Source organism: Providencia sp. PROV205 (genome assembly GCF_028479505.1).
Classification (GTDB): domain Bacteria; phylum Pseudomonadota; class Gammaproteobacteria; order Enterobacterales; family Enterobacteriaceae; genus Providencia; species Providencia huaxiensis.
Genome location: NZ_JAMPNU010000036.1, coordinates 1 through 19429, shown reverse-complemented (window position 1 = coordinate 19429; position 19429 = coordinate 1). Strand labels below are relative to the sequence as shown.

The 19429-nt window shown below is 42.0% G+C and carries 16 protein-coding genes and 4 tRNA genes; 19 read left to right on the top strand and 1 reads right to left on the bottom strand.

Features of this window, described 5'->3' with window-relative positions; translation table 11 throughout:
* The first annotated feature begins 70 nt into the window (after nt 1-70).
* The 19 genes from trxA (at nt 71) to PR800_RS18190 (ending at nt 18184) form a co-directional block, all read left to right on the top strand.
* Nucleotides 71-397, top strand: coding sequence for a thioredoxin TrxA (gene trxA / locus PR800_RS18280; protein WP_102139865.1), 327 nt, complete (start codon nt 71-73; stop codon nt 395-397).
* 704 nt (nt 398-1101) lie between these two features.
* Entirely contained in the window at nt 1102-2361 is a 1260-nt protein-coding gene (gene rho, locus PR800_RS18275) for a transcription termination factor Rho (protein WP_004906109.1), read from the top strand.
* A gap of 626 nt (nt 2362-2987) precedes the next feature.
* Nucleotides 2988-4073, top strand: coding sequence for a UDP-N-acetylglucosamine--undecaprenyl-phosphate N-acetylglucosaminephosphotransferase (wecA, locus tag PR800_RS18270; protein WP_102139866.1), 1086 nt, complete (start codon nt 2988-2990; stop codon nt 4071-4073).
* 29 nt (nt 4074-4102) lie between these two features.
* Nucleotides 4103-5161, top strand: a complete 1059-nt coding sequence (gene wzzE / locus PR800_RS18265) for an ECA polysaccharide chain length modulation protein (RefSeq protein WP_166263935.1) — start codon at nt 4103-4105, stop codon at nt 5159-5161.
* 97 nt (nt 5162-5258) lie between these two features.
* The gene (gene wecB, locus PR800_RS18260) at nt 5259-6389 is read left to right on the top strand and encodes a non-hydrolyzing UDP-N-acetylglucosamine 2-epimerase (protein WP_102139868.1); all 1131 of its coding nucleotides are present in this window, start codon (nt 5259-5261) and stop codon (nt 6387-6389) included.
* Complete coding sequence (wecC, locus tag PR800_RS18255; RefSeq protein ID WP_239978785.1) at nt 6386-7648, top strand: UDP-N-acetyl-D-mannosamine dehydrogenase; 1263 nt, start codon at nt 6386-6388, stop codon at nt 7646-7648. The genes wecB and wecC overlap by 4 nt, the downstream gene beginning before the upstream one ends.
* Nucleotides 7639-8712 (top strand): dTDP-glucose 4,6-dehydratase, encoded by a 1074-nt coding sequence (gene rffG, locus PR800_RS18250; RefSeq protein WP_181489940.1) that lies wholly within the window; start codon nt 7639-7641, stop codon nt 8710-8712. The genes wecC and rffG overlap by 10 nt, the downstream gene beginning before the upstream one ends.
* Before the next feature lie 8 nt (nt 8713-8720).
* Nucleotides 8721-9602, top strand: coding sequence for a glucose-1-phosphate thymidylyltransferase RfbA (gene rfbA, locus PR800_RS18245; RefSeq protein ID WP_102139870.1), 882 nt, complete (start codon nt 8721-8723; stop codon nt 9600-9602).
* Nucleotides 9580-10320 carry a dTDP-4-amino-4,6-dideoxy-D-galactose acyltransferase gene (rffC, locus tag PR800_RS18240; RefSeq protein WP_102139871.1) on the top strand — a complete coding sequence of 247 codons (741 nt, stop codon included), beginning with the start codon at nt 9580-9582 and terminating at the stop codon, nt 10318-10320. The genes rfbA and rffC overlap by 23 nt, the downstream gene beginning before the upstream one ends.
* The gene (gene rffA, locus PR800_RS18235) at nt 10307-11437 is read left to right on the top strand and encodes a dTDP-4-amino-4,6-dideoxygalactose transaminase (protein ID WP_102139872.1); all 1131 of its coding nucleotides are present in this window, start codon (nt 10307-10309) and stop codon (nt 11435-11437) included. The genes rffC and rffA overlap by 14 nt, the downstream gene beginning before the upstream one ends.
* Nucleotides 11437-12687, top strand: coding sequence for a lipid III flippase WzxE (gene wzxE, locus PR800_RS18230; protein WP_102139873.1), 1251 nt, complete (start codon nt 11437-11439; stop codon nt 12685-12687). Before rffA ends, wzxE begins: the two co-directional genes overlap by 1 nt.
* The gene (locus PR800_RS18225) at nt 12684-13769 is read left to right on the top strand and encodes a TDP-N-acetylfucosamine:lipid II N-acetylfucosaminyltransferase (protein WP_102139874.1); all 1086 of its coding nucleotides are present in this window, start codon (nt 12684-12686) and stop codon (nt 13767-13769) included. Before wzxE ends, PR800_RS18225 begins: the two co-directional genes overlap by 4 nt.
* Nucleotides 13766-15121: an ECA oligosaccharide polymerase gene (gene wzyE, locus PR800_RS18220; protein ID WP_094962456.1), complete on the top strand. Its 1356-nt coding sequence runs from the start codon at nt 13766-13768 to the stop codon at nt 15119-15121. Before PR800_RS18225 ends, wzyE begins: the two co-directional genes overlap by 4 nt.
* A gap of 54 nt (nt 15122-15175) precedes the next feature.
* The gene (wecG, locus tag PR800_RS18215) at nt 15176-15913 is read left to right on the top strand and encodes a lipopolysaccharide N-acetylmannosaminouronosyltransferase (RefSeq protein WP_166264485.1); all 738 of its coding nucleotides are present in this window, start codon (nt 15176-15178) and stop codon (nt 15911-15913) included.
* 289 nt (nt 15914-16202) lie between these two features.
* Nucleotides 16203-17579, top strand: coding sequence for a bifunctional threonine/serine APC transporter ThrP (gene thrP / locus PR800_RS18210; RefSeq protein ID WP_210843098.1), 1377 nt, complete (start codon nt 16203-16205; stop codon nt 17577-17579).
* 166 nt (nt 17580-17745) lie between these two features.
* Nucleotides 17746-17822: transfer RNA gene (locus PR800_RS18205), tRNA-Arg, on the top strand.
* Nucleotides 17823-17901: 79 nt separating this feature from the next.
* Nucleotides 17902-17977 (top strand) — tRNA-His (locus PR800_RS18200).
* A 15-nt stretch (nt 17978-17992) separates the two neighbouring features.
* Nucleotides 17993-18078 (top strand) — tRNA-Leu (locus PR800_RS18195).
* A 29-nt stretch (nt 18079-18107) separates the two neighbouring features.
* Nucleotides 18108-18184: transfer RNA gene (locus PR800_RS18190), tRNA-Pro, on the top strand.
* A gap of 832 nt (nt 18185-19016) precedes the next feature.
* Here the strand turns inward: PR800_RS18190 and PR800_RS18185 are convergent.
* Nucleotides 19017-19244 (bottom strand): hypothetical protein, encoded by a 228-nt coding sequence (locus PR800_RS18185; RefSeq protein ID WP_102139876.1) that lies wholly within the window; start codon nt 19242-19244, stop codon nt 19017-19019.
* Between the last annotated feature and the right edge of the window lie 185 nt (nt 19245-19429).

The window sequence follows — 19429 nt, the reverse complement described above, 5'->3', positions numbered from 1 at the left end:
TTGAAATAAAGCATACTGCTGCCAATAATGTTACACTAAGTCTGCAAAAGATGACCCCTTGGAGTACAACATGAGCGATAAAATTATACATATAACTGATGCAAGTTTTGCAACTGAAGTTTTGAACGCAAGTTCACCTGTTCTCGTCGATTTTTGGGCAGCATGGTGTGGTCCTTGTAAAATGATCGCGCCTATTCTTGATGAAGTTGCTGAAGAATATACAGGCAAACTGACTATCACAAAACTGAATATTGATGAAAACCCAGGTACTGCTCCAAAATATGGAATTCGTGGTATCCCGACCTTGCTTTTATTCAAAAATGGTGAAGTCGCAGCAACGAAAGTCGGTGCATTATCAAAAACGCAACTGAAAGAATTTTTAGACGAAAATCTGTAAGTTATCGTTATATGTAAGCTAAAACGTTTAGCGGTATATCTATTTTATCTAGAGAGCCGCTAGACGTCTTCACTTAAGCATGATAAGTTATCTTTATTCCTCGTATAGCACCCATATGAATTACCTTGTATTCCATTGCTCTTATCTTACATATCTAGCTTGTTAGTTCAGTATTGTGATGTCTTTTTTGATCAAAAAACTGATGACATAATGATTTTAAATATGAAATTGAAAGTTTAGACGTTGAGTTATAGCCGTATTCAATATCTTCTGTTTCAATGTATCCTTCATATGAATTAAAGATAGTGCATAAACGAACATAGTGAAATTCAATATTTTTATATCTTTTGGATATAAAAATGAAGTGGGAGAAGGTTGGCATTGAGCAGTTATGTGTTTTTTAATGCTAATCTGACATTAAATTTGCGATATTGGGATGGATGTTGTCCTAAATGTACAAAAAACTATTGCTAATATTGTCCGTGTTTCTAATAATATGCCACACATCATCAAGATGAGTTGCAGTCAAATGTTAGAGTAATCTTAGTAATGGCTAGCACAAGATTTTTTTGCATTGCTGTTTGCTTTTGGTAAAAATTAGCGATCAGCAGGGCAGTATAAAGTTAAACTGGCACTTAATAATAAGCTGCCGTCAATTTACGTTCATAGTTCGAGAATTACCCCGAGTTAAAGAACCCACCATTATGAATCTTACCGAATTAAAAAATACGCCAGTATCAGAATTGATTACGTTAGGCGAAAACATGGGGCTAGAGAACTTAGCCCGTATGAGAAAGCAGGATATTATTTTCTCTATTTTGAAGCAGCATGCGAAAAGTGGCGAAGATATTTTCGGCGATGGCGTACTGGAAATATTGCAGGACGGATTTGGTTTCCTCCGTTCAGCAGACAGTTCTTACCTCGCAGGTCCTGATGATATCTACGTTTCTCCTAGCCAAATCCGCCGTTTTAACTTACGTACAGGTGACACAATTTCAGGAAAAATTCGTCCTCCTAAAGAAGGTGAACGTTATTTTGCCCTCCTAAAAGTCAACGAAGTTAACTACGACAAACCTGAAAATGCCCGCAGTAAAATTCTTTTCGAAAACCTAACTCCATTGCATGCAAACCGTCGTCTGCGAATGGAACGTGGTAACGGTTCAACTGAAGATTTAACTGCACGTGTACTGGATCTTGCGGCGCCAATCGGTCGTGGCCAACGTGGTCTGATTGTTGCCCCACCGAAAGCGGGTAAAACAATGTTGCTGCAAAACATTGCGGCGAATATTGCACACAATTATCCTGATTGCGTTCTGATGGTTTTGTTGATCGATGAACGTCCTGAGGAAGTGACAGAAATGCAGCGTTTAGTTAAAGGTGAAGTAATCGCTTCAACTTTCGATGAGCCTGCAGCACGTCACGTTCAAGTCGCTGAGATGGTGATTGAGAAAGCGAAACGTCTAGTTGAACATAAAAAAGACGTTATCATTTTACTCGACTCTATTACGCGTCTGGCCCGTGCATACAACACCGTTGTACCTTCCTCTGGGAAAGTATTAACCGGTGGTGTGGATGCTAACGCATTACACCGTCCAAAACGTTTCTTCGGTGCTGCTCGTAATGTTGAAGAAGGTGGAAGCCTGACAATCATTGCAACTGCACTGGTTGATACCGGTTCTAAGATGGATGAAGTTATTTACGAAGAGTTTAAAGGTACAGGTAACATGGAACTGCACCTGTCTCGTAAGATTGCAGAAAAACGTGTTTTCCCTGCAATAGACTACAACCGTTCTGGTACGCGTAAAGAAGAGTTACTGACATCGCAAGATGAGTTACAAAAAATGTGGATCCTGCGTAAGATCATTCACCCAATGGGCGAAATCGATGCAATGGAGTTCCTCATCAGTAAATTAGCGATGACGAAAACTAACGAAGAGTTCTTTGATTTTATGAAAAGAGCGTAACCGTTAAGGTTCTCTGTGTATTATAAAAAAGGTGCCAGTTATGGCACCTTTTTTTGTTTTTTATACACGGTAGTCGCGTATAAAAATTAAAACATATCATATTAAGTAAGGGGTAATATTTTGCTGATTGAGTTCAATGGATTAAGATGCTGTTTTATTGCTTTGTTTATAAATAACATTGAATAAATAGGCGAAATTTTTATTAGAACATTAATGATAAACGATAAAAACACCAATGCATGCAAGTTAACCAACTGAATTAAAAGATAAATACTATGTTTATATTTATTTTGTGATTAGCATTAAATTTATTTTCATCACTTTATTATTTAATCATCAAGCGCTTATTTAAACATCAATCGATTAACGCAATTTTAGAGTATTGCTTTTATGGCATGCATATTGCAGCTATTCAGTATAAAATTAAGGGATGTTTCGTTATTAAATCAAACACACTAATAAAGTGTGAAAACTAATAATGTTACAGGGATCTCTTTATGAATAAAGATTCGTCTTATAGCGGATTCCAGTACTAAGATGATAATGCATTGGCGTATGCTTGTTTACCAGCATTCGCTAAAAAATTAGTTTTGAAAGTTAAATATAAAGATTAAGAGAGTCGAACAGTGGACACCATACACTTTGTAACCAATCTCTTCTACGTTTTCTTGTTTTCATTAGTTTTTATTTTTCTGGCTCGAGTTGTTGCAATAAAAATCGGGTTAGTTGATAAACCTAATTTCAGAAAGAAACACGTAGGATTAGTTCCTCTTGTTGGGGGAATTTCCGTTTTCTTTGGGATCTGTTTTGCATTTTATATCACCGGAGAATACATTCCTCATAAGTGGCTATATATCGCTTGTGCAGGATTACTCGTCTTTATTGGCGCATTAGATGATAGGTTTGATATCAGTGTGAAATTAAGGGCTGGTATCCAAGCGATCGTTGCAGTTGTGATGATGACAGCGGCAGGGTTGAAACTTGAATCACTTGGCCATGCCTTTGGCCCATGGGAACTGGTGCTGGGTCCATTCGGTTATATCGTCACTTTATTTGCGGTATGGGCAGCAATTAACGCTTTTAACATGGTTGATGGCATTGATGGACTATTGGGTGGTTTATCGTCTGTTTCTTTTGGTGCTCTTGGCTTTTTGTTATATCAAAACGGTAACTACGCGTTAGCATTTTGGTGTTTTGCCTTTATTGCAGCTATCCTTCCTTATATTCTTCTGAATTTAGGTGTGCTAGGCCGTCGTTTTAAAGTTTTCATGGGAGATGCGGGAAGTACACTGATTGGGTTCACTATTATTTGGATCCTTGTGGCTTCGACCCAAGAAGAAGTACATCCGATTAACCCAGTTACCGCTTTATGGATTATTGCGATCCCTCTAATGGATATGGTTGCCATTATGTATCGACGTATTCGTAAAGGAATGAGCCCATTTTCACCAGATCGCCAACACATTCACCATTTAATTATGCGTTCTGGCTTTACACCAAAAGGGGCATTTGTGCTGATTACATTATCAGCAGCCGCTTTAGCGTGTGTTGGTATTATTGGTGAACACTTAACATTTGTACCTGAATGGGTAATGTTGGCATTATTTTTGCTTGTATTTATGATGTATGGTTACTGCATCAAACGAGCTTGGAAAGTCGCCCGTTTTATTAAGCGAGTAAGACGTAGAGCACGTAGAGGAGCAGTACGGTAACGACAAAACGAAAATAGAGGTTCTGTGCAGTGAATAACTCAGAAACACAACCGAGTCAGCATCAATCGCCAATAGAGCCGGAATTGGATATCCGTGGTTTATGTCGCTCACTGTGGCAAGGTAAAATTTGGATCGTTGCATTTGCCGTTATTTTTGCTGCAATTGCCTTGGGAGCGTCCTATTTTATGCAGCCAAAGTGGAGTGCGACAGCAATTACGGATTTACCAACCGTCAATAATCTGGGAAGTTACTATTCTCAGCAACAATTTCTGCGCAACCTCGATTCCCGTATTAATAATACGGGGGTTGAAGGGCAATTACCGACAATCGCAAAAGAAGCTTATCAAGAATTCACCAAGCAGCTCGGCTCTTATGATACGCGTCGTCAGTTTTGGCTAAATACAGATTACTATAAGCAGCGTTTAGAGAATGACCCTAAAGCAGATGCCGCATTATTGGATGAGCTCATCAACGATATTGAGTTTACGCCAGCAGATGAAGTCAAAAATTTAACAGATAGCATTAAGTTAGTGGCGGAAACTTCCGCTGATGCGAACCAGTTGCTGCGTCAATATACTCAGTTCGCTAACCAACGTGCGACAACGAATCTCAATGATGAAATTAAAGGCACTTGGGCTACGAAAATGCAATCTATGAAGGCATTGGTTAAACGCGAAGACATGGTGGCAAAGGCTGCTTATGAACGTCGTTTGAATGCTTTAGAACAAGCACTAAAAGTTGCTGAAAAACAAGGTATTGTGCGTAATCAAAGTGCAACGCCTGTGGATGAAATTCCAGATTCTAAAATGTTTATGTTAGGTGCCCCTTTATTAGAAGCACAAATTGAAACATTGAAAGCAACTGGGCCCGATCACGATAGTGATTACGATCAAAATATTGCCATGTTATCAACATTGAGCGTAGGGCCTACCCTCCAAGATAATTTTCAAGCATATCGCTATTTACGAACGCCTGAAGAGCCCGTTAAACGCGATAGTCCTCGTCGAGCCTTTATGATGGTTCTATGGGGAGCCATAGGGATGTTAGTAGGTGCCGGTGTGGTACTTGCTCGCCGCCGCCCATCTTGATTTTGGGATAAGCCACTGGTGAATTTACCAGTGGCATATAAAGTTATTAAGATTACAAAAGCAGCTCACTGCGAAAGATAAATATAAGAGAGTCACTGTGAAAGTATTGACTGTATTCGGCACACGACCTGAAGCCATTAAAATGGCACCACTGGTTCATGCATTAGCTGAAGATGCAGACTTTGAAGCCAAAGTTTGTGTTACAGCACAGCATCGTGAAATGCTAGATCAAGTACTGAAACTGTTTGAGATCATTCCAGATTACGATCTCAATATTATGAAACCAGGGCAAGATTTAACTGATATCACATGTCGTATTCTTGAAGGGTTGAAAAGCGTTTTTGCTGATTTTCAACCGGATGTTGTTCTTGTTCATGGCGACACCGCAACGACGATGGCAACTAGCCTTGCGGCATTTTACCATCGTATACCTGTAGGGCACGTTGAAGCTGGGTTACGTACAGGAGACCTGTATTCCCCATGGCCTGAGGAAGCAAACCGTAAGATTGCTGGGCATTTAGCAATGTATCACTTCGCCCCAACTGAAAATTCACGCCAAAATCTGTTAAAAGAGTCTATTCCTGACAGCCATATTTTTGTCACCGGAAATAGTGTTATTGATGCGCTATTGTGGGTACGTGATAAAGTCATGAGCGACCAGTACATGATGGAAAAACTGGCCGCAAACTATCCGTTTATCGACCCAAATAAAAAAATGATTTTAGTCACAGGCCACCGTCGTGAAAGTTTTGGTGGTGGTTTTGAGCGGATTTGTCATGCGCTGGCAGAAATTGCACAAGCACATCCAGATGTGCAAGTTGTCTACCCAGTTCACTTAAATCCAAATGTGAGTGAGCCTGTTAAACGTATACTGCATGATATTGATAATATTATTTTAATTAGCCCTCAAGACTACCTGCCATTTGTTTATTTAATGAATCATGCTTATTTAATTTTAACAGATTCAGGCGGTATTCAAGAGGAAGCGCCTTCTCTCGGTAAGCCTGTTTTGGTAATGAGAGATACCACAGAACGACCAGAAGCAGTTGATGCAGGAACGGTTCGTCTTGTGGGAACAGACACACAAAAAATTGTGAAAGAAGTTAATCGGTTACTGACAGATGACGCGGAGTATCACGAAATGAGCCGCGCACATAACCCTTATGGGGATGGTCATGCTTGTCAGCGTATTCTTGCAGCATTGAAAAGTAATCAGGTGAAATTATGAGTTTTGAAACTATTTCTGTTATTGGCCTTGGTTATATTGGTTTACCAACAGCAGCAGCCTTTGCATCACGTAAAAAACAAGTGGTTGGTGTCGATGTTAACCAACATGCCGTTGATACTATTAATCAAGGTAAAATTCACATCGTGGAGCCAGAACTGGATATCGTGGTCAAAAAGGCAGTTGAAGAAGGCCACCTGAAAGCCTTTACTAAGCCGCAACCTGCGGATGCTTATCTGATTGCTGTGCCTACGCCATTTAAAGGCGAACACGAACCTGACCTCGCGTATGTACGTGCTGCCGCTGAGTCCGTTGCTCCAGTATTGAAGAAAGGCGATTTAGTCATCCTTGAGTCTACATCGCCAGTAGGAACAACAGAGCAAATGGCAGAGTGGATGGCAGCTGCTCGCCCTGATTTAACTTTCCCCCACCAAGCAGGTGAAGAAGCCGATATCGATGTCGCATACTGCCCTGAGCGCGTGTTACCAGGCCAAGTGATGGTCGAATTAATTAAAAATGACCGCGTTGTTGGTGGAATGACACCAAAATCCTCCCTGCGTGCTAGTGAGTTATACAATATTTTCCTTGAAGGTGAGTGTGTAATTACTAACTCAAGAACCGCGGAAATGTGTAAGTTAACGGAAAATAGCTTCCGCGATGTGAATATTGCTTTTGCGAATGAATTGTCATTAATTTGTGCTGAACAAGATATCAATGTGTGGGAGTTAATCAGCCTCGCGAATCGTCATCCACGCGTTAATATTTTGCAGCCAGGCCCGGGTGTTGGTGGGCACTGCATCGCGGTTGACCCATGGTTTATTGTTGCGCAAAATCCAAAACAATCACGTCTTATTCATACCGCTCGTTTAGTCAATGATGGCAAACCAATTTGGGTTGTTGACCAAGTGAAAGCGGCAGTGGCTGATTGCTTAGTGGAAACGGGTAAAAAAACCAGTGAAGTGACAATTGCCTGTTTCGGCCTGTCATTTAAACCGAATATTGATGATTTACGTGAAAGCCCAGCAATGCACATCACCAAAATGGTGGCGAACTGGAACCCAGGTAAAACGTATGCGGTTGAGCCACACATCCATGAATTACCGACCTCTTTAAAAGGTATTTCTGAGCTGGTTTCGATTGAACAAGCCGTTAATGAAGCCGATGTGATCTTAATGTTAGTTGACCACAATATGTTCAAAGGCATCCAAGGTTCTGCGATCCCACAAAAATGGGTCGTGGATACAAAAGGAGTATGGCGTTGAAACGCATTTTAATCACTGGAGGCGCCGGGTTTATCGGCTCTGCTGTTGTTCGTCATATTATTGAAAATACTGACGACAGCGCAGTGGTTCTGGATTGTTTAACCTATGCAGGTAACTTAGAGTCTCTTGCAACGGTTGCGAATAACCCGCGCTATGCTTTTGAGCAGGTGAATATTTGTGATAGAGCTGCATTAGATGCTGTTTTTGAAAAATATCAACCCGATGCTGTGATGCATTTAGCGGCAGAAAGCCATGTTGACCGTTCAATTGATGGCCCTGCGGCATTTATCGAAACTAACATTGTGGGGACTTACACACTGTTAGAGGCGGCTCGTCATTACTGGTCTGCACTGAATGATGAGAAAAAAGCGGCTTTCCGTTTTCACCATATCTCAACAGATGAAGTTTATGGTGACCTCGAGGGGCCTGATGGTTTCTTCACAGAAACCACGCCTTATGCACCAAGTAGCCCTTATTCCGCATCGAAAGCATCGAGTGACCATTTAGTTCGTGCATGGCAAAGAACCTATGGCCTGCCAACGATGATCACTAATTGTTCAAATAACTACGGGCCGTATCATTTTCCTGAGAAATTGATCCCTTTAATTATTTTGAACGCCTTAGCAGGCAAACCTCTGCCAGTTTATGGTAAAGGTGAGCAAATTCGTGACTGGTTGTTTGTTGAAGACCATGCTCGAGCACTGCATTTAGTTGCGACAACCGCGCAACCTGGCACCACCTATAATATTGGTGGCCATAATGAGCGCCGTAATATTGATGTTGTAGAAACGATTTGTGAGCTGCTTGAAGAGCTGCACCCGCAAAAACCACAAGGTGTGGCGCACTACCGTGACTTAATCACATATGTGAAAGACCGGCCGGGGCACGATATGCGTTATGCCATTGATGCCGCGAAAATTGAGCGTGAATTGGGGTGGACGCCACAAGAAACCTTCGAATCAGGTATCCGCAAAACAGTGCAGTGGTATTTGAACAATGAAACGTGGTGGCGCCGCGTACAAGACGGTTCTTATGCGGGCGAGCGTTTAGGTCTAGGAAATTAGGTGACAGTATGAAAGGTATTATATTAGCGGGAGGGTCGGGGACGCGTTTGCATCCTATCACTCGCGGTATTTCTAAACAGTTATTGCCTATCTACGATAAGCCGATGATTTACTACCCGCTTTCAGTTCTGATGTTAGCGGGAGTCCGTGAGATTTTAATCATCTCTACCCCTGACGACTTGCCGATGTTTAAGCGTTTATTAGGGGATGGCCACGAGTTTGGGATTGAGCTGAGCTATGCGGAGCAACCATCACCAGACGGCCTTGCGCAAGCGTTTATCATCGGTGAAGAGTTCATCAATGGTGACTCGTGCTGTTTAGTATTGGGCGACAATATCTTTTTCGGCCATTCATTTAGCCCAAAATTGAAATCTGTTGCTGAACGAGTAAAAGGCGCAACGGTTTTTGGTTACCAAGTGATGGATCCTGAGCGTTTTGGCGTCGTGGAATTTGACGATAATTTTAAAGCACTGTCGATTGAAGAAAAACCCGTTAAGCCTAAATCGAATTGGGCGGTGACAGGGCTATATTTCTATGATTCACAAGTGGTTGAATTTGCTAAACAAGTCAAACCTTCTGAACGTGGCGAGTTAGAAATTACGTCGATTAACCAAATGTACTTAGAACGTGGCGAACTAAACGTTGAATTGCTCGGTCGCGGCTTTGCTTGGTTAGATACAGGCACCCACGATAGCCTCATTGAGGCGGGAACCTTTGTGCAAACCGTTGAAAAACGTCAAGGTTTCAAAGTTGCTTGTTTGGAAGAAATCGCGTGGCGTAACGGCTGGCTGACAGATGAACAAGTCGCTTTTTCAGCACAACAGCTGAAAAAAACAGGTTATGGGCAATATTTAGAGGATTTATTACGTGTCCGTCCGCGCCAGTATTGAGAGCTTGCCATGGGAGAGCGAATTTTTTCATCGCTCAACGGCAAAGTTGAATTTTACGGGGGATAATCTCGAAACCCTCCTTGCTTATCAAATAAATGAATACGATATCGTGCAAGCAAAAGTCGCTGCGTCTGAAACGCAGCTGATTGACGATTTAGCCGGTATGGGTTTTTCATTTGTTGAAGGTGAAATCGATTTCGCGCTGACTATTGGCACAGAAAATGCTTATTTAAAGGCAGGTTTAACAGCGGAAGATCGCATTGTTGTCGCACAAGTGGATGATATTCCTACGTTGCGACAAGCCGCTGAGTCTGTCTTTAGCAAAAGCCGCTTTAGAGCACCTTGGTATCGTGATGGTGATAGCGGTCAGTTTTATGCGTTGTGGATAGAAAAATCAGTACTTGGCACGTTTGACCACACTTGTTTACTGATTAAAGATGCGTCTGGTGCGATATTGGGCTTTGTGAGTTTACGGCATCTGGATGCTGAAACTGCGCGGGTTGGCCTACTAGCGAAAATGCCAGAAGCGAAAGGGCAAGGTGTGGGGCGTAAGTTGATGTCAGCAGCATTTAATTGGTGTGTGGAACACCAAAAAAGACAGTTAAATGTGGCCACGCAAATCAGTAATGTTGCGGCATTAAATCTTTATTCACGTAGCGGTGCAGCAATTGTCAGTACCGCCTATTGGTTATACAGGGGACAACATGATTCCATTTAATAAACCACCCGTTGTAGGTACTGAATTAGAGTATATGAGACAAGCCATGGAAAGTGGCAAACTGTGTGGTGACGGTGGCTTCACGAAACGTTGTGAAGAATGGATGGAAAAACGGTTTAATTGCCCGAAAGTGCAGTTAACGCCATCTTGTACGGCCTCATTAGAAATGGCGGCGATCCTGATTGATACTAAGCCGGGTGATGAAATTATCATGCCAAGCTTTACTTTTGTATCAACCTCTAATGCATTCGTGTTACGTGGCGCGAAAATCGTATTCGTTGATATCCGCCCAGATACCATGAATATTGATGAAACTAAAATTGAAGCCGCAATCACTGAACGTACGCGTGCCATCGTTCCTGTTCACTATGCAGGTGTTGCTTGTGAGATGGACACTATTATGGCCATTGCGAAAAAACACAATTTATTCGTGATTGAAGACGCGGCACAAGGTGTGATGTCGACCTATAAAGGCAAAGCACTGGGGACCATCGGCCACATTGGTTGCTATAGCTTCCATGAAACGAAAAACTACTCTTCAGGCGGTGAAGGTGGGGCAACGCTTATCAATGATAAAGACTTGATTAGCCGTGCAGAAGTGATCCGTGAAAAAGGGACGAATCGTAGCCAATTTTTCCGCGGCCAAGTGGATAAATACACATGGCGTGACATCGGCTCAAGCTACTTGTTGTCTGATTTGCAAGCGGCTTACCTATGGGCACAGTTAGAAGAAGCGGACAAAATTAACGACCGCCGTTTACTACTATGGAAACGTTATGATGAAGCGTTGCAGCCATTGGTTGATGCAGGACGCTTAGTCTTAGCAACTGTGCCAGAAGGCTTAAAACACAATGCCCATATGTTCTATATCAAACTTAAAGATATCGACGAGCGTACCGAGTTCAATGATTATATGAAATCTCATGGTATTTTGACGGTATTCCACTATGTTGCATTGCATACTAGCCCTGCGGGTATCGAGTTTGGCCGTTTCCATGGTGAAGATAAATATACAACATCAGAAAGTGACCGCTTAGTGCGTTTACCGATGTTCTACAACATGACTGATGATGAACAGCAGACAGTCATTGAGCGAATCAAAGCGTTCTTTGCCTAATGTCTCTTGCTAAAGCATCGGTTTGGACTGCTGGCTCTACCCTGATTAAAATCGGGGTAGGCCTGTTAATCGTTAAGTTGTTTGCAGTCTCATTTGGGCCCAGCGGTGTAGGGCTAGCGGGTAACTTCCGCCAATTGATTACTGTACTAGGGGTGTTATCTGGTGCAGGGATTTTCAATGGTGTCACAAAATATGTTGCAGAGCACCACCAAGACCCACAAAAATTACGTGCGGTTCTGGGAACGTCATCGACGATTATTCTAGGGTTTTCAGCGCTACTGGCGCTTATCTTTTTACTTTGCAGTGCGCCAATCAGCGTAGCGTTGTTTGATAGTGAAAAATACAGCTCGGTTATTCAAATAGTCGCTTTAATTCAAATGGGTATCGCGTATGCGAACTATTTCCTGGCTATTTTGAAGGGCTACCGAGACGCATCGGCAAACGCATTAGCCATTATTTTGGGTAGCATAATCGGAGTTGTTGCCTATTATTTATGCTATCTGGTTGGTGGGTATGAAGGCGCTCTCGCAGGGTTAGCATTAGTGCCTGCACTCGTGGTACTGCCTGCGGCTGGGATGGTAATTAAACGTAAGCAATTTGCGTTATCGTCATTGAAGCCCGCATGGGACAAAGCGATTGCGACTAATTTAGGCAAATTTACGGTCATGGCGATGTTAACAGCAGTCACGTTGCCAGTCGCTTATATCATGATGCGAAACCTACTCGCCCAAACCTATAGTTGGGATGAAGTGGGGTTATGGACCGGTGTGACCACCATTTCAGACGCCTATTTGCAGTTTATTACCGCGACATTTTCAGTGTATTTGTTGCCGACTTTATCGCGTTTGCAACATAAAAATGAAATTTCAGCCGAAATTGTTAAAGCATTGAAATTTGTTTTACCTGCCGTTGCGGTTGTCAGTTTTACGGTTTGGTTACTACGTGATTTTGCGATTTGGTTGCTGTTCTCAAAAGAATTTACAGGTATGCGAGACCTGTTTGCATGGCAGCTGGTCGGCGATGTATTGAAAGTGGGGGCTTACGTATTTGGCTATTTGGTTATTGCCAAAGCCGCATTGCGTTTTTATGTCCTTACTGAAGTGAGTCAATTTATATTATTAACGGGTTTTGCGCATTGGCTAATCCCTGAACATGGCGCAGTAGGTGCAACTCAGGCTTATATGGCCACTTATATTGTCTATTTTACCTTATGTTGTTGCGTATTTTTGATTTACCGTAGGCGAGCATGACAACCTTAATACATGTACTGGGATCGAACCTCCCACACCACAATCAGACGGTATTGACGTTTTTTAATGACGTCATTTGCCAAGCAGAAATCGCTCCGTCATCAACACCGCATTTTATGGTCGTAAGCGACGATGCGCAGCTTGCTGACGCTTATCCTCAGCTAAAAATAGATGTTTTTGCGAATAAACAGGCTATTGCCAATAGTGTTATACAGCGTGCCAAGGCAAATCGCCGTACTCGCTTTTTCTTTCATGGGCAATTCAATGCGCCTATTTGGCTAGCGCTGTTATTTGGCCAAATTAAATCCCATCAGTTTTGGTGGCATATATGGGGAGCTGACCTCTATGAAGAGTCTAGCTCATTAAAATTTAAGTTATTCTATATCTTACGTCGTCTAGCGCAGAAAAAAGTAGGGCACGTGTGTGCTACGCGCGGGGATTTGTGTTATTTCCACCAGTCGAACCCGAAAGTACCTGCGACAGTGTTGTATTTTCCAACACGAATGGACCCTGCATTAACAATAAGCGAGCCTAAGGTGCGTGAAGGCGCTCAACTGACTATTTTGTTGGGTAACTCAGGTGACCGTTCGAATCGCCATGTAGAGGCACTGAGTGCGATTAAACAGCAATTTGGTGATGAGGTTAAGGTGATTGTCCCAATGGGCTATCCTGCCAATAACCAAGGCTATATTGAACAAGTCGAACAGGCTGCAAATAGTGAGTTTACTTCAGGACAAGTCGAAATCCTGAAAGAGCGCATGGAATTTAGCGAGTACCTGAATTTGCTCAAATCCTGTGATCTTGGCTATTTTATTTTTAATCGCCAACAAGGGGTGGGAACGGTTTGTTTGCTGATCCAATTTGGCATTCCGTTTGTAATCAGCCGTCAAAATACGTTCTGGCAGGATTTAACTGCTCAAAATGTCCCTGTGTTTTTCTATGGTGACAACCTGACGATACCGCTGGTGGACGAAGCTCAGCGCCAAATGAGTTTATTAGATAAACACCATATTGAATTTTTTGCTCCCAACTTTACTGAGGGCTGGAAAGCCGTTCTCAGAGCCGTGGAGGAGCGAGCATGACGCTGACGGAATTAGGCGGCTTAGCACTGGTCTACCTGATATCAATTATTTTTATTGGTACTTTGCTATACAAAGAGTTTTTACGTGCTCGGTTTAACTTCAATATTTTCTTCTCAATGCTGTATTTATTGACGTTTTACTTTGGTTTTCCATTAACCTGTGCGTTAGTGTTTCAATTTGATGTTGCGGTTGTTAAGGCGGATTACTTACTTTACGCCCAACTAGCGGCAACCAGTTTTTATGCGATTTATTATGTCGCTTATAAAACACGGCTTTCTAGGCAACCGGATGCACCACGGCGTGCGTTGTTTAGCATGAACAAAGTGGAAACGAATTTAACCTGTCTGTTATTGATTCTGATTGCTGTCGTGACAGTAGGTATCTTTTTCATGCAGAACGGTTTTTTGCTGTTTAAGTTAAAATCCTATAGCCAAATTTTCTCCAGCCAAGTTTCTGGCGTGGCATTAAAACGCTTTTTCTATTTCTTCATTCCTGCAATGTTGATTGTTTATTTCTTGCGGCCAACACAGAAACGCTGGATTTTCTTTCTTGTTAGTACCGTTGCATTTGGTTTCTTAACCTATGTTATCGTCGGGGGAACAAGAGCGAACATCATTATTGCCTTCGCGCTGTTCTTATTCATTGGGATTGTCAGAGGTTGGATTACGCTGTGGATGCTAGCCGCGGCTGGGGTCGCCAGTATTGTAGGGATGTTCTGGTTAGCCTTAAAACGCTATGGCCTAGATGTCAGTGGTGCTGAAGCGTATTACACTTTCTTGTACTTAACGCGGGACACATTCTCCCCGTGGGAAAACTTAGCATTGCTGCTGAGTCATTACGATGAGATGGATTTTCAAGGCCTAGCGCCGATTATCCGTGACTTTTATGTTTTTATTCCTTCTTGGGTTTGGCCAGAACGTCCAGATACGGTATTGAATTCTGCCAACTATTTTACGTGGGAAGTGCTCAACAACCATTCTGGGCTGGCAATTTCGCCAACACTGATTGGTTCATTAGTAGTGATGGGCGGGGTGATTTTTATACCTCTCGGAGCCATCGTTGTGGGGCTTATCATCAAATGGTTTGATTGGATCTATGGCATGAGCCTGAAAGAACCGAATCGCTATAAGGCCGCCATTATGCAGGCATTTTGTTTTGGCGCCATTTTTAACATTATTGTTTTAGCGCGTGAAGGCGTGGATTCTTTCGTCTCACGGGTGGTTTTCTTTTGCTTAATATTCGGACTGTGTCTGGTATTAGCAAAATTACTGTATTGGTTATTTGAAAGTGCAGGGCTTATTCGCACAAAAACAGCTTCTTTTTTAAGAAGCCAACAGCGTGAAAGCCGCTAAAGGAGTATCATGGAATCGTCATCAACTCAGTCTTCATCAGTTACACAGTCATCTATTCCACAATCATCTATTCCACAATATAGTATTCGTGGTCATAATATTTGGGGCTTTAAAGATATGGCCCACTTTTTAGACTACTTATTTGCTGATGGGGAAACGAAAACGGGAACACTCGTTGCGATTAATGCAGAAAAAGTGATGATCGCTGAACAAGATACGGCTTTAAATACATTACTAGGCCAAGCCGAATATTTGTATGCTGATGGAATTAGTATTGTCCGTGCTATTCGCCGTAAATATCCCCAAGCTGAAGTTTCCCGCGTGGCTGGTGCTGACTTATGGGAAGGCTTAATGGAAAGAGCCGGTAAAGAAGGTACGCCAGTTTTCTTAGTGGGTGGCAAACCAGAAATCCTAGAACAAACCGAAAGCAAGCTGCGCTCGCAGTGGAATGTGAACATTGTTGGCTCGCAAAACGGTTATTTTACTGCTGAAGACCGAAGTGCATTGTTCGAACGTATTCGTGCAAGTGGTGCCAAAATTGTTACTGTTGCGATGGGTTCCCCGAAACAAGAACTGTTTATGCGTGATTGCCGAACAGTTCACCCTGATGCGTTATATATGGGTGTTGGGGGGACTTATGATGTGTTTACAGGGCATGTTAAACGCGCCCCGAAAGTTTGGCAAAACTTAGGTCTGGAATGGTTGTATCGCTTATTATCTCAACCTTCTCGTATTACTCGTCAGTTTAAATTACTGAAATTTTTAGGCTACTATTACGGTGGCAAGCTGTAATTTTTGTAATTATTTGATTTTTATCGTTATTATCGATGTATTTTACTGACCGCAAGTAGGCTTAAACTCTTGCTTGCGGTCTGAATTCTCCGAATTACTGGTCTCTTCCTTCAAATATTTCTATAATCCCTCAAAAATAATCATATTCGCACCAGTTTGTGCTTAATCTTGCGGCTATGGCATTTTTTTTATCGCCTAATTAATGCTTTTCAAATAATTGCAGTGATTATTACTAACTGAGTTTCAATTAAAACTGCATTTTAAATATCTAACTTTGACAGGGGTATGTATGGGAAATCCACAGCAGGGGCTTCAACGTGGGTTAGAAGCACGCCATATCGAGCTGATTGCGCTCGGTGGAACTATTGGCGTTGGGTTATTTATGGGATCCGCCAGTACACTAAAATGGGCGGGACCTTCTGTTTTGCTGGCTTATATCATCGCAGGAATTTTTGTTTTCTTCATTATGCGCTCAATGGGGGAAATGCTATTTCTTGAGCCTGTAACGGGGTCTTTTGCTTCGTTTGGTTATAAATATTTAAGTCCATTTTGGGGATGTCTCACCGCATGGGGCTACTGGTTTATGTGGGTGGCTGTCGGTATTTCTGAGATCACGGCCATTGGCGTATATGCCGAATATTGGTTCCCTGACGTACCGCAATGGATTTTTGCCATTATTGCAGTGGTATTAGTGGCATTAGCTAACTTAGCCGCTGTACGGCTGTATGGAGAGCTTGAGTTCTGGTTTGCCATGATCAAAGTGACCACGATTGTGGTGATGATTTTAATTGGTTTAGGGCTGATTTTTTTTGGTCTGGGTAATAACTTTGAGCCGATTGGGCTTGCGAACCTTACCGAACATGGTGGTTTCTTTGCCGGGGGCTGGAAAGGCTTCTTATTTGCTTTGTGTATCGTTGTGGCCTCTTATCAAGGGGTTGAGCTGGTTGGGATCACTGCGGGTGAAGCGAAAAATCCTCAAGTCACGTTAAGAAAGGCGATCAATAATATTTTATGGCGCATATTAATTTTTTATGTGGGCGCTATCTTTATTGTTGTAACGCTGTTTCCGTGGACTGAAGTGGGTTCTCAAGGTAGTCCATTTGTTCTCACCTTTGCGAAAGTCGGTATTGTATCTGCCGCAGCGGTGATTAACTTTGTGGTGTTAACCGCAGCGTTATCTGGCTGTAATAGCGGGATGTATAGTGGTGGACGGATGCTGTATGCCTTAGCGCAAAATAAACAGTTGCCTCGCTCATTATTGAAATTAACAAAGAACGGTGTGCCGGCACGTTGTGTAGGTTTTACTATCCTTTGCTTAGTGGCCGGATCAAGCCTGAATTACATCATACCGAATCCAGAGAAAGTCTTTGTGTATGTCTATAGTGCGAGTGTGTTACCCGGAATGGTGCCTTGGCTAGTGCTATTGACCAGTCAAATCCGTTTTCGACAACAAAACAAAGAAAAACTTATCGGACACCCTTTCAAATCGATTCTTTTTCCGTGGGTTAACTATGTAACCTTACTATTTTTAGCCTGCGTTTTGGTTGGAATGGCGATTAACCCAGATACTCGCTTATCTTTAATCGTGGGAGCTATCTTTTTAGGGGGCGTTTCCCTGCTTTATTTCATCATTCGTCTGTTCAATAATCATAATGCAAAAGTTTAATCGCCGTATTTTGGCTGATTTTTATTAGCGGTACAGTGAAAAGAGGGTAAATATGCTCTCTTTCTCGACGAAATGGATAAAAGGCAAGCAATCGATATTTTTATTTCAAAAAGGACTAGACAGAAGGAGGATAAATCCGTACTATCCTCTCCCGCAACGGCGTTAAGCGCCCGTAGCTCAGCTGGATAGAGCGCTGCCCTCCGGAGGCAGAGGTCTCAGGTTCGAATCCTGTCGGGCGCACCAGTTTTAGCGCTTCGCTACGGTTGGCAAAATGACGTTGTATGTAGTAATATAGCAACGCTTTGAAAAAAGTGAAGTTATGGTGGCTATAGCTCAGTTGGTAGAGCCCTGGATTGTGATTCCAGTTGTCGTGGGTTCGAGTCCCATTAGCCACCCCATTTTTTTGTGATATTGCGAGGGTGGCGGAATTGGTAGACGCGCTAGCTTCAGGTGTTAGTGTCCTATGGACGTGGGGGTTCAAGTCCCCCCTTTCGCACCACGAAGAAATGTAATGAGTACTAAAAAATTCGGCGAGTAGCGCAGCTTGGTAGCGCAACTGGTTTGGGACCAGTGGGTCGGAGGTTCGAATCCTCTCTCGCCGACCAATTTAAAGAAACCCGTCTTAATCGACGGGTTTTTTGCTTTCTATTCTTATACTTTCATACTCTCTTCATACTTCATACTTCATACTTCAAACCGTGTGTTGTTGGCTATGTTCAGCTACCCAGGTTACATACATACTTATGTATGTTCATCGGGATATCTTCATTTGCGGTTTAGCCATAACTAGAATTATCTAGAGTATATTCAGGGTGTTTTTCAATTAGTGACTGGATATAGTTAATTGCTTGTTTTTATTTGTAATTTAACAGGCTATCTCGCTAGTGTCGTAGAATAGATACAATCCATTATATTGATGTCGCCAAAAGGCGACATATTACCTGTTGATTTATAAGAAAATATAAATAACTCATTTATGGTGTCTCTAAACTGCGACAAAATAGTACAGCAAGATATGGGCAACAGATGCGTACATTCTTTAATGTTAGAGAGGTTGACTTCCAAGAAGAAAAATTATGTGTAAAACCGGAGGGATGAGAGAGAAGTTAAAAGAGCGAGCTTAAAAAATATCATTTAAAAAAAGTTGGCATGCATTGTGCATTATTCTATATGTAGATGCTCATCTCACTTCTTATGACAGCGAAGCTTCATAAACCCAGAGATGACGCAAAGCCGATTATCGGTGCCTATTGTCCAACTTAGATGATCAAGAGCTCATCCTCTTACCATCAACGAACGGGCGAAACGTTGAGTGAGGCACCATCCGTCTGTAGACCTGATTGTATTTTACACCTGCCTTGTGCAGGTGTTTTTTTTGTCTATACAAAATACTTAGCCCCTTAGAAAATAACTAAGAGGCTGAAAATAAAACAGGTATTAGCTTCTACCTTTACTAAACCACTTACTGAACCAGCGAGTAATATAGGTATAGCAGAGGATAATGAATGTAATAATGAAAATGTCTTTACTAAGATCTTCGGTGTTAAACCCAATAACCATAATAAAAACAAAAGGTGATAATACTAGCAGCAGAAGATCAAAGAATATTTGTAAACGGTTTGGGGTTGCAATAATCCAGCGCCAAATAGTTTTAATTACATTCATATCGATATCCCTAATTCATTCAAAACAAAGATGTATATAAAGCTTTATACACTATGTGTTTATTTTATAACATAGCCAAGTGTGTTTTGCTGATCCTTAAATAACGATTATTGATTAAACATTGAGTTATTGATCTGTAATGTTGCCAATCATAAACCTCATATTCTCCTTTTATGATGATTTAA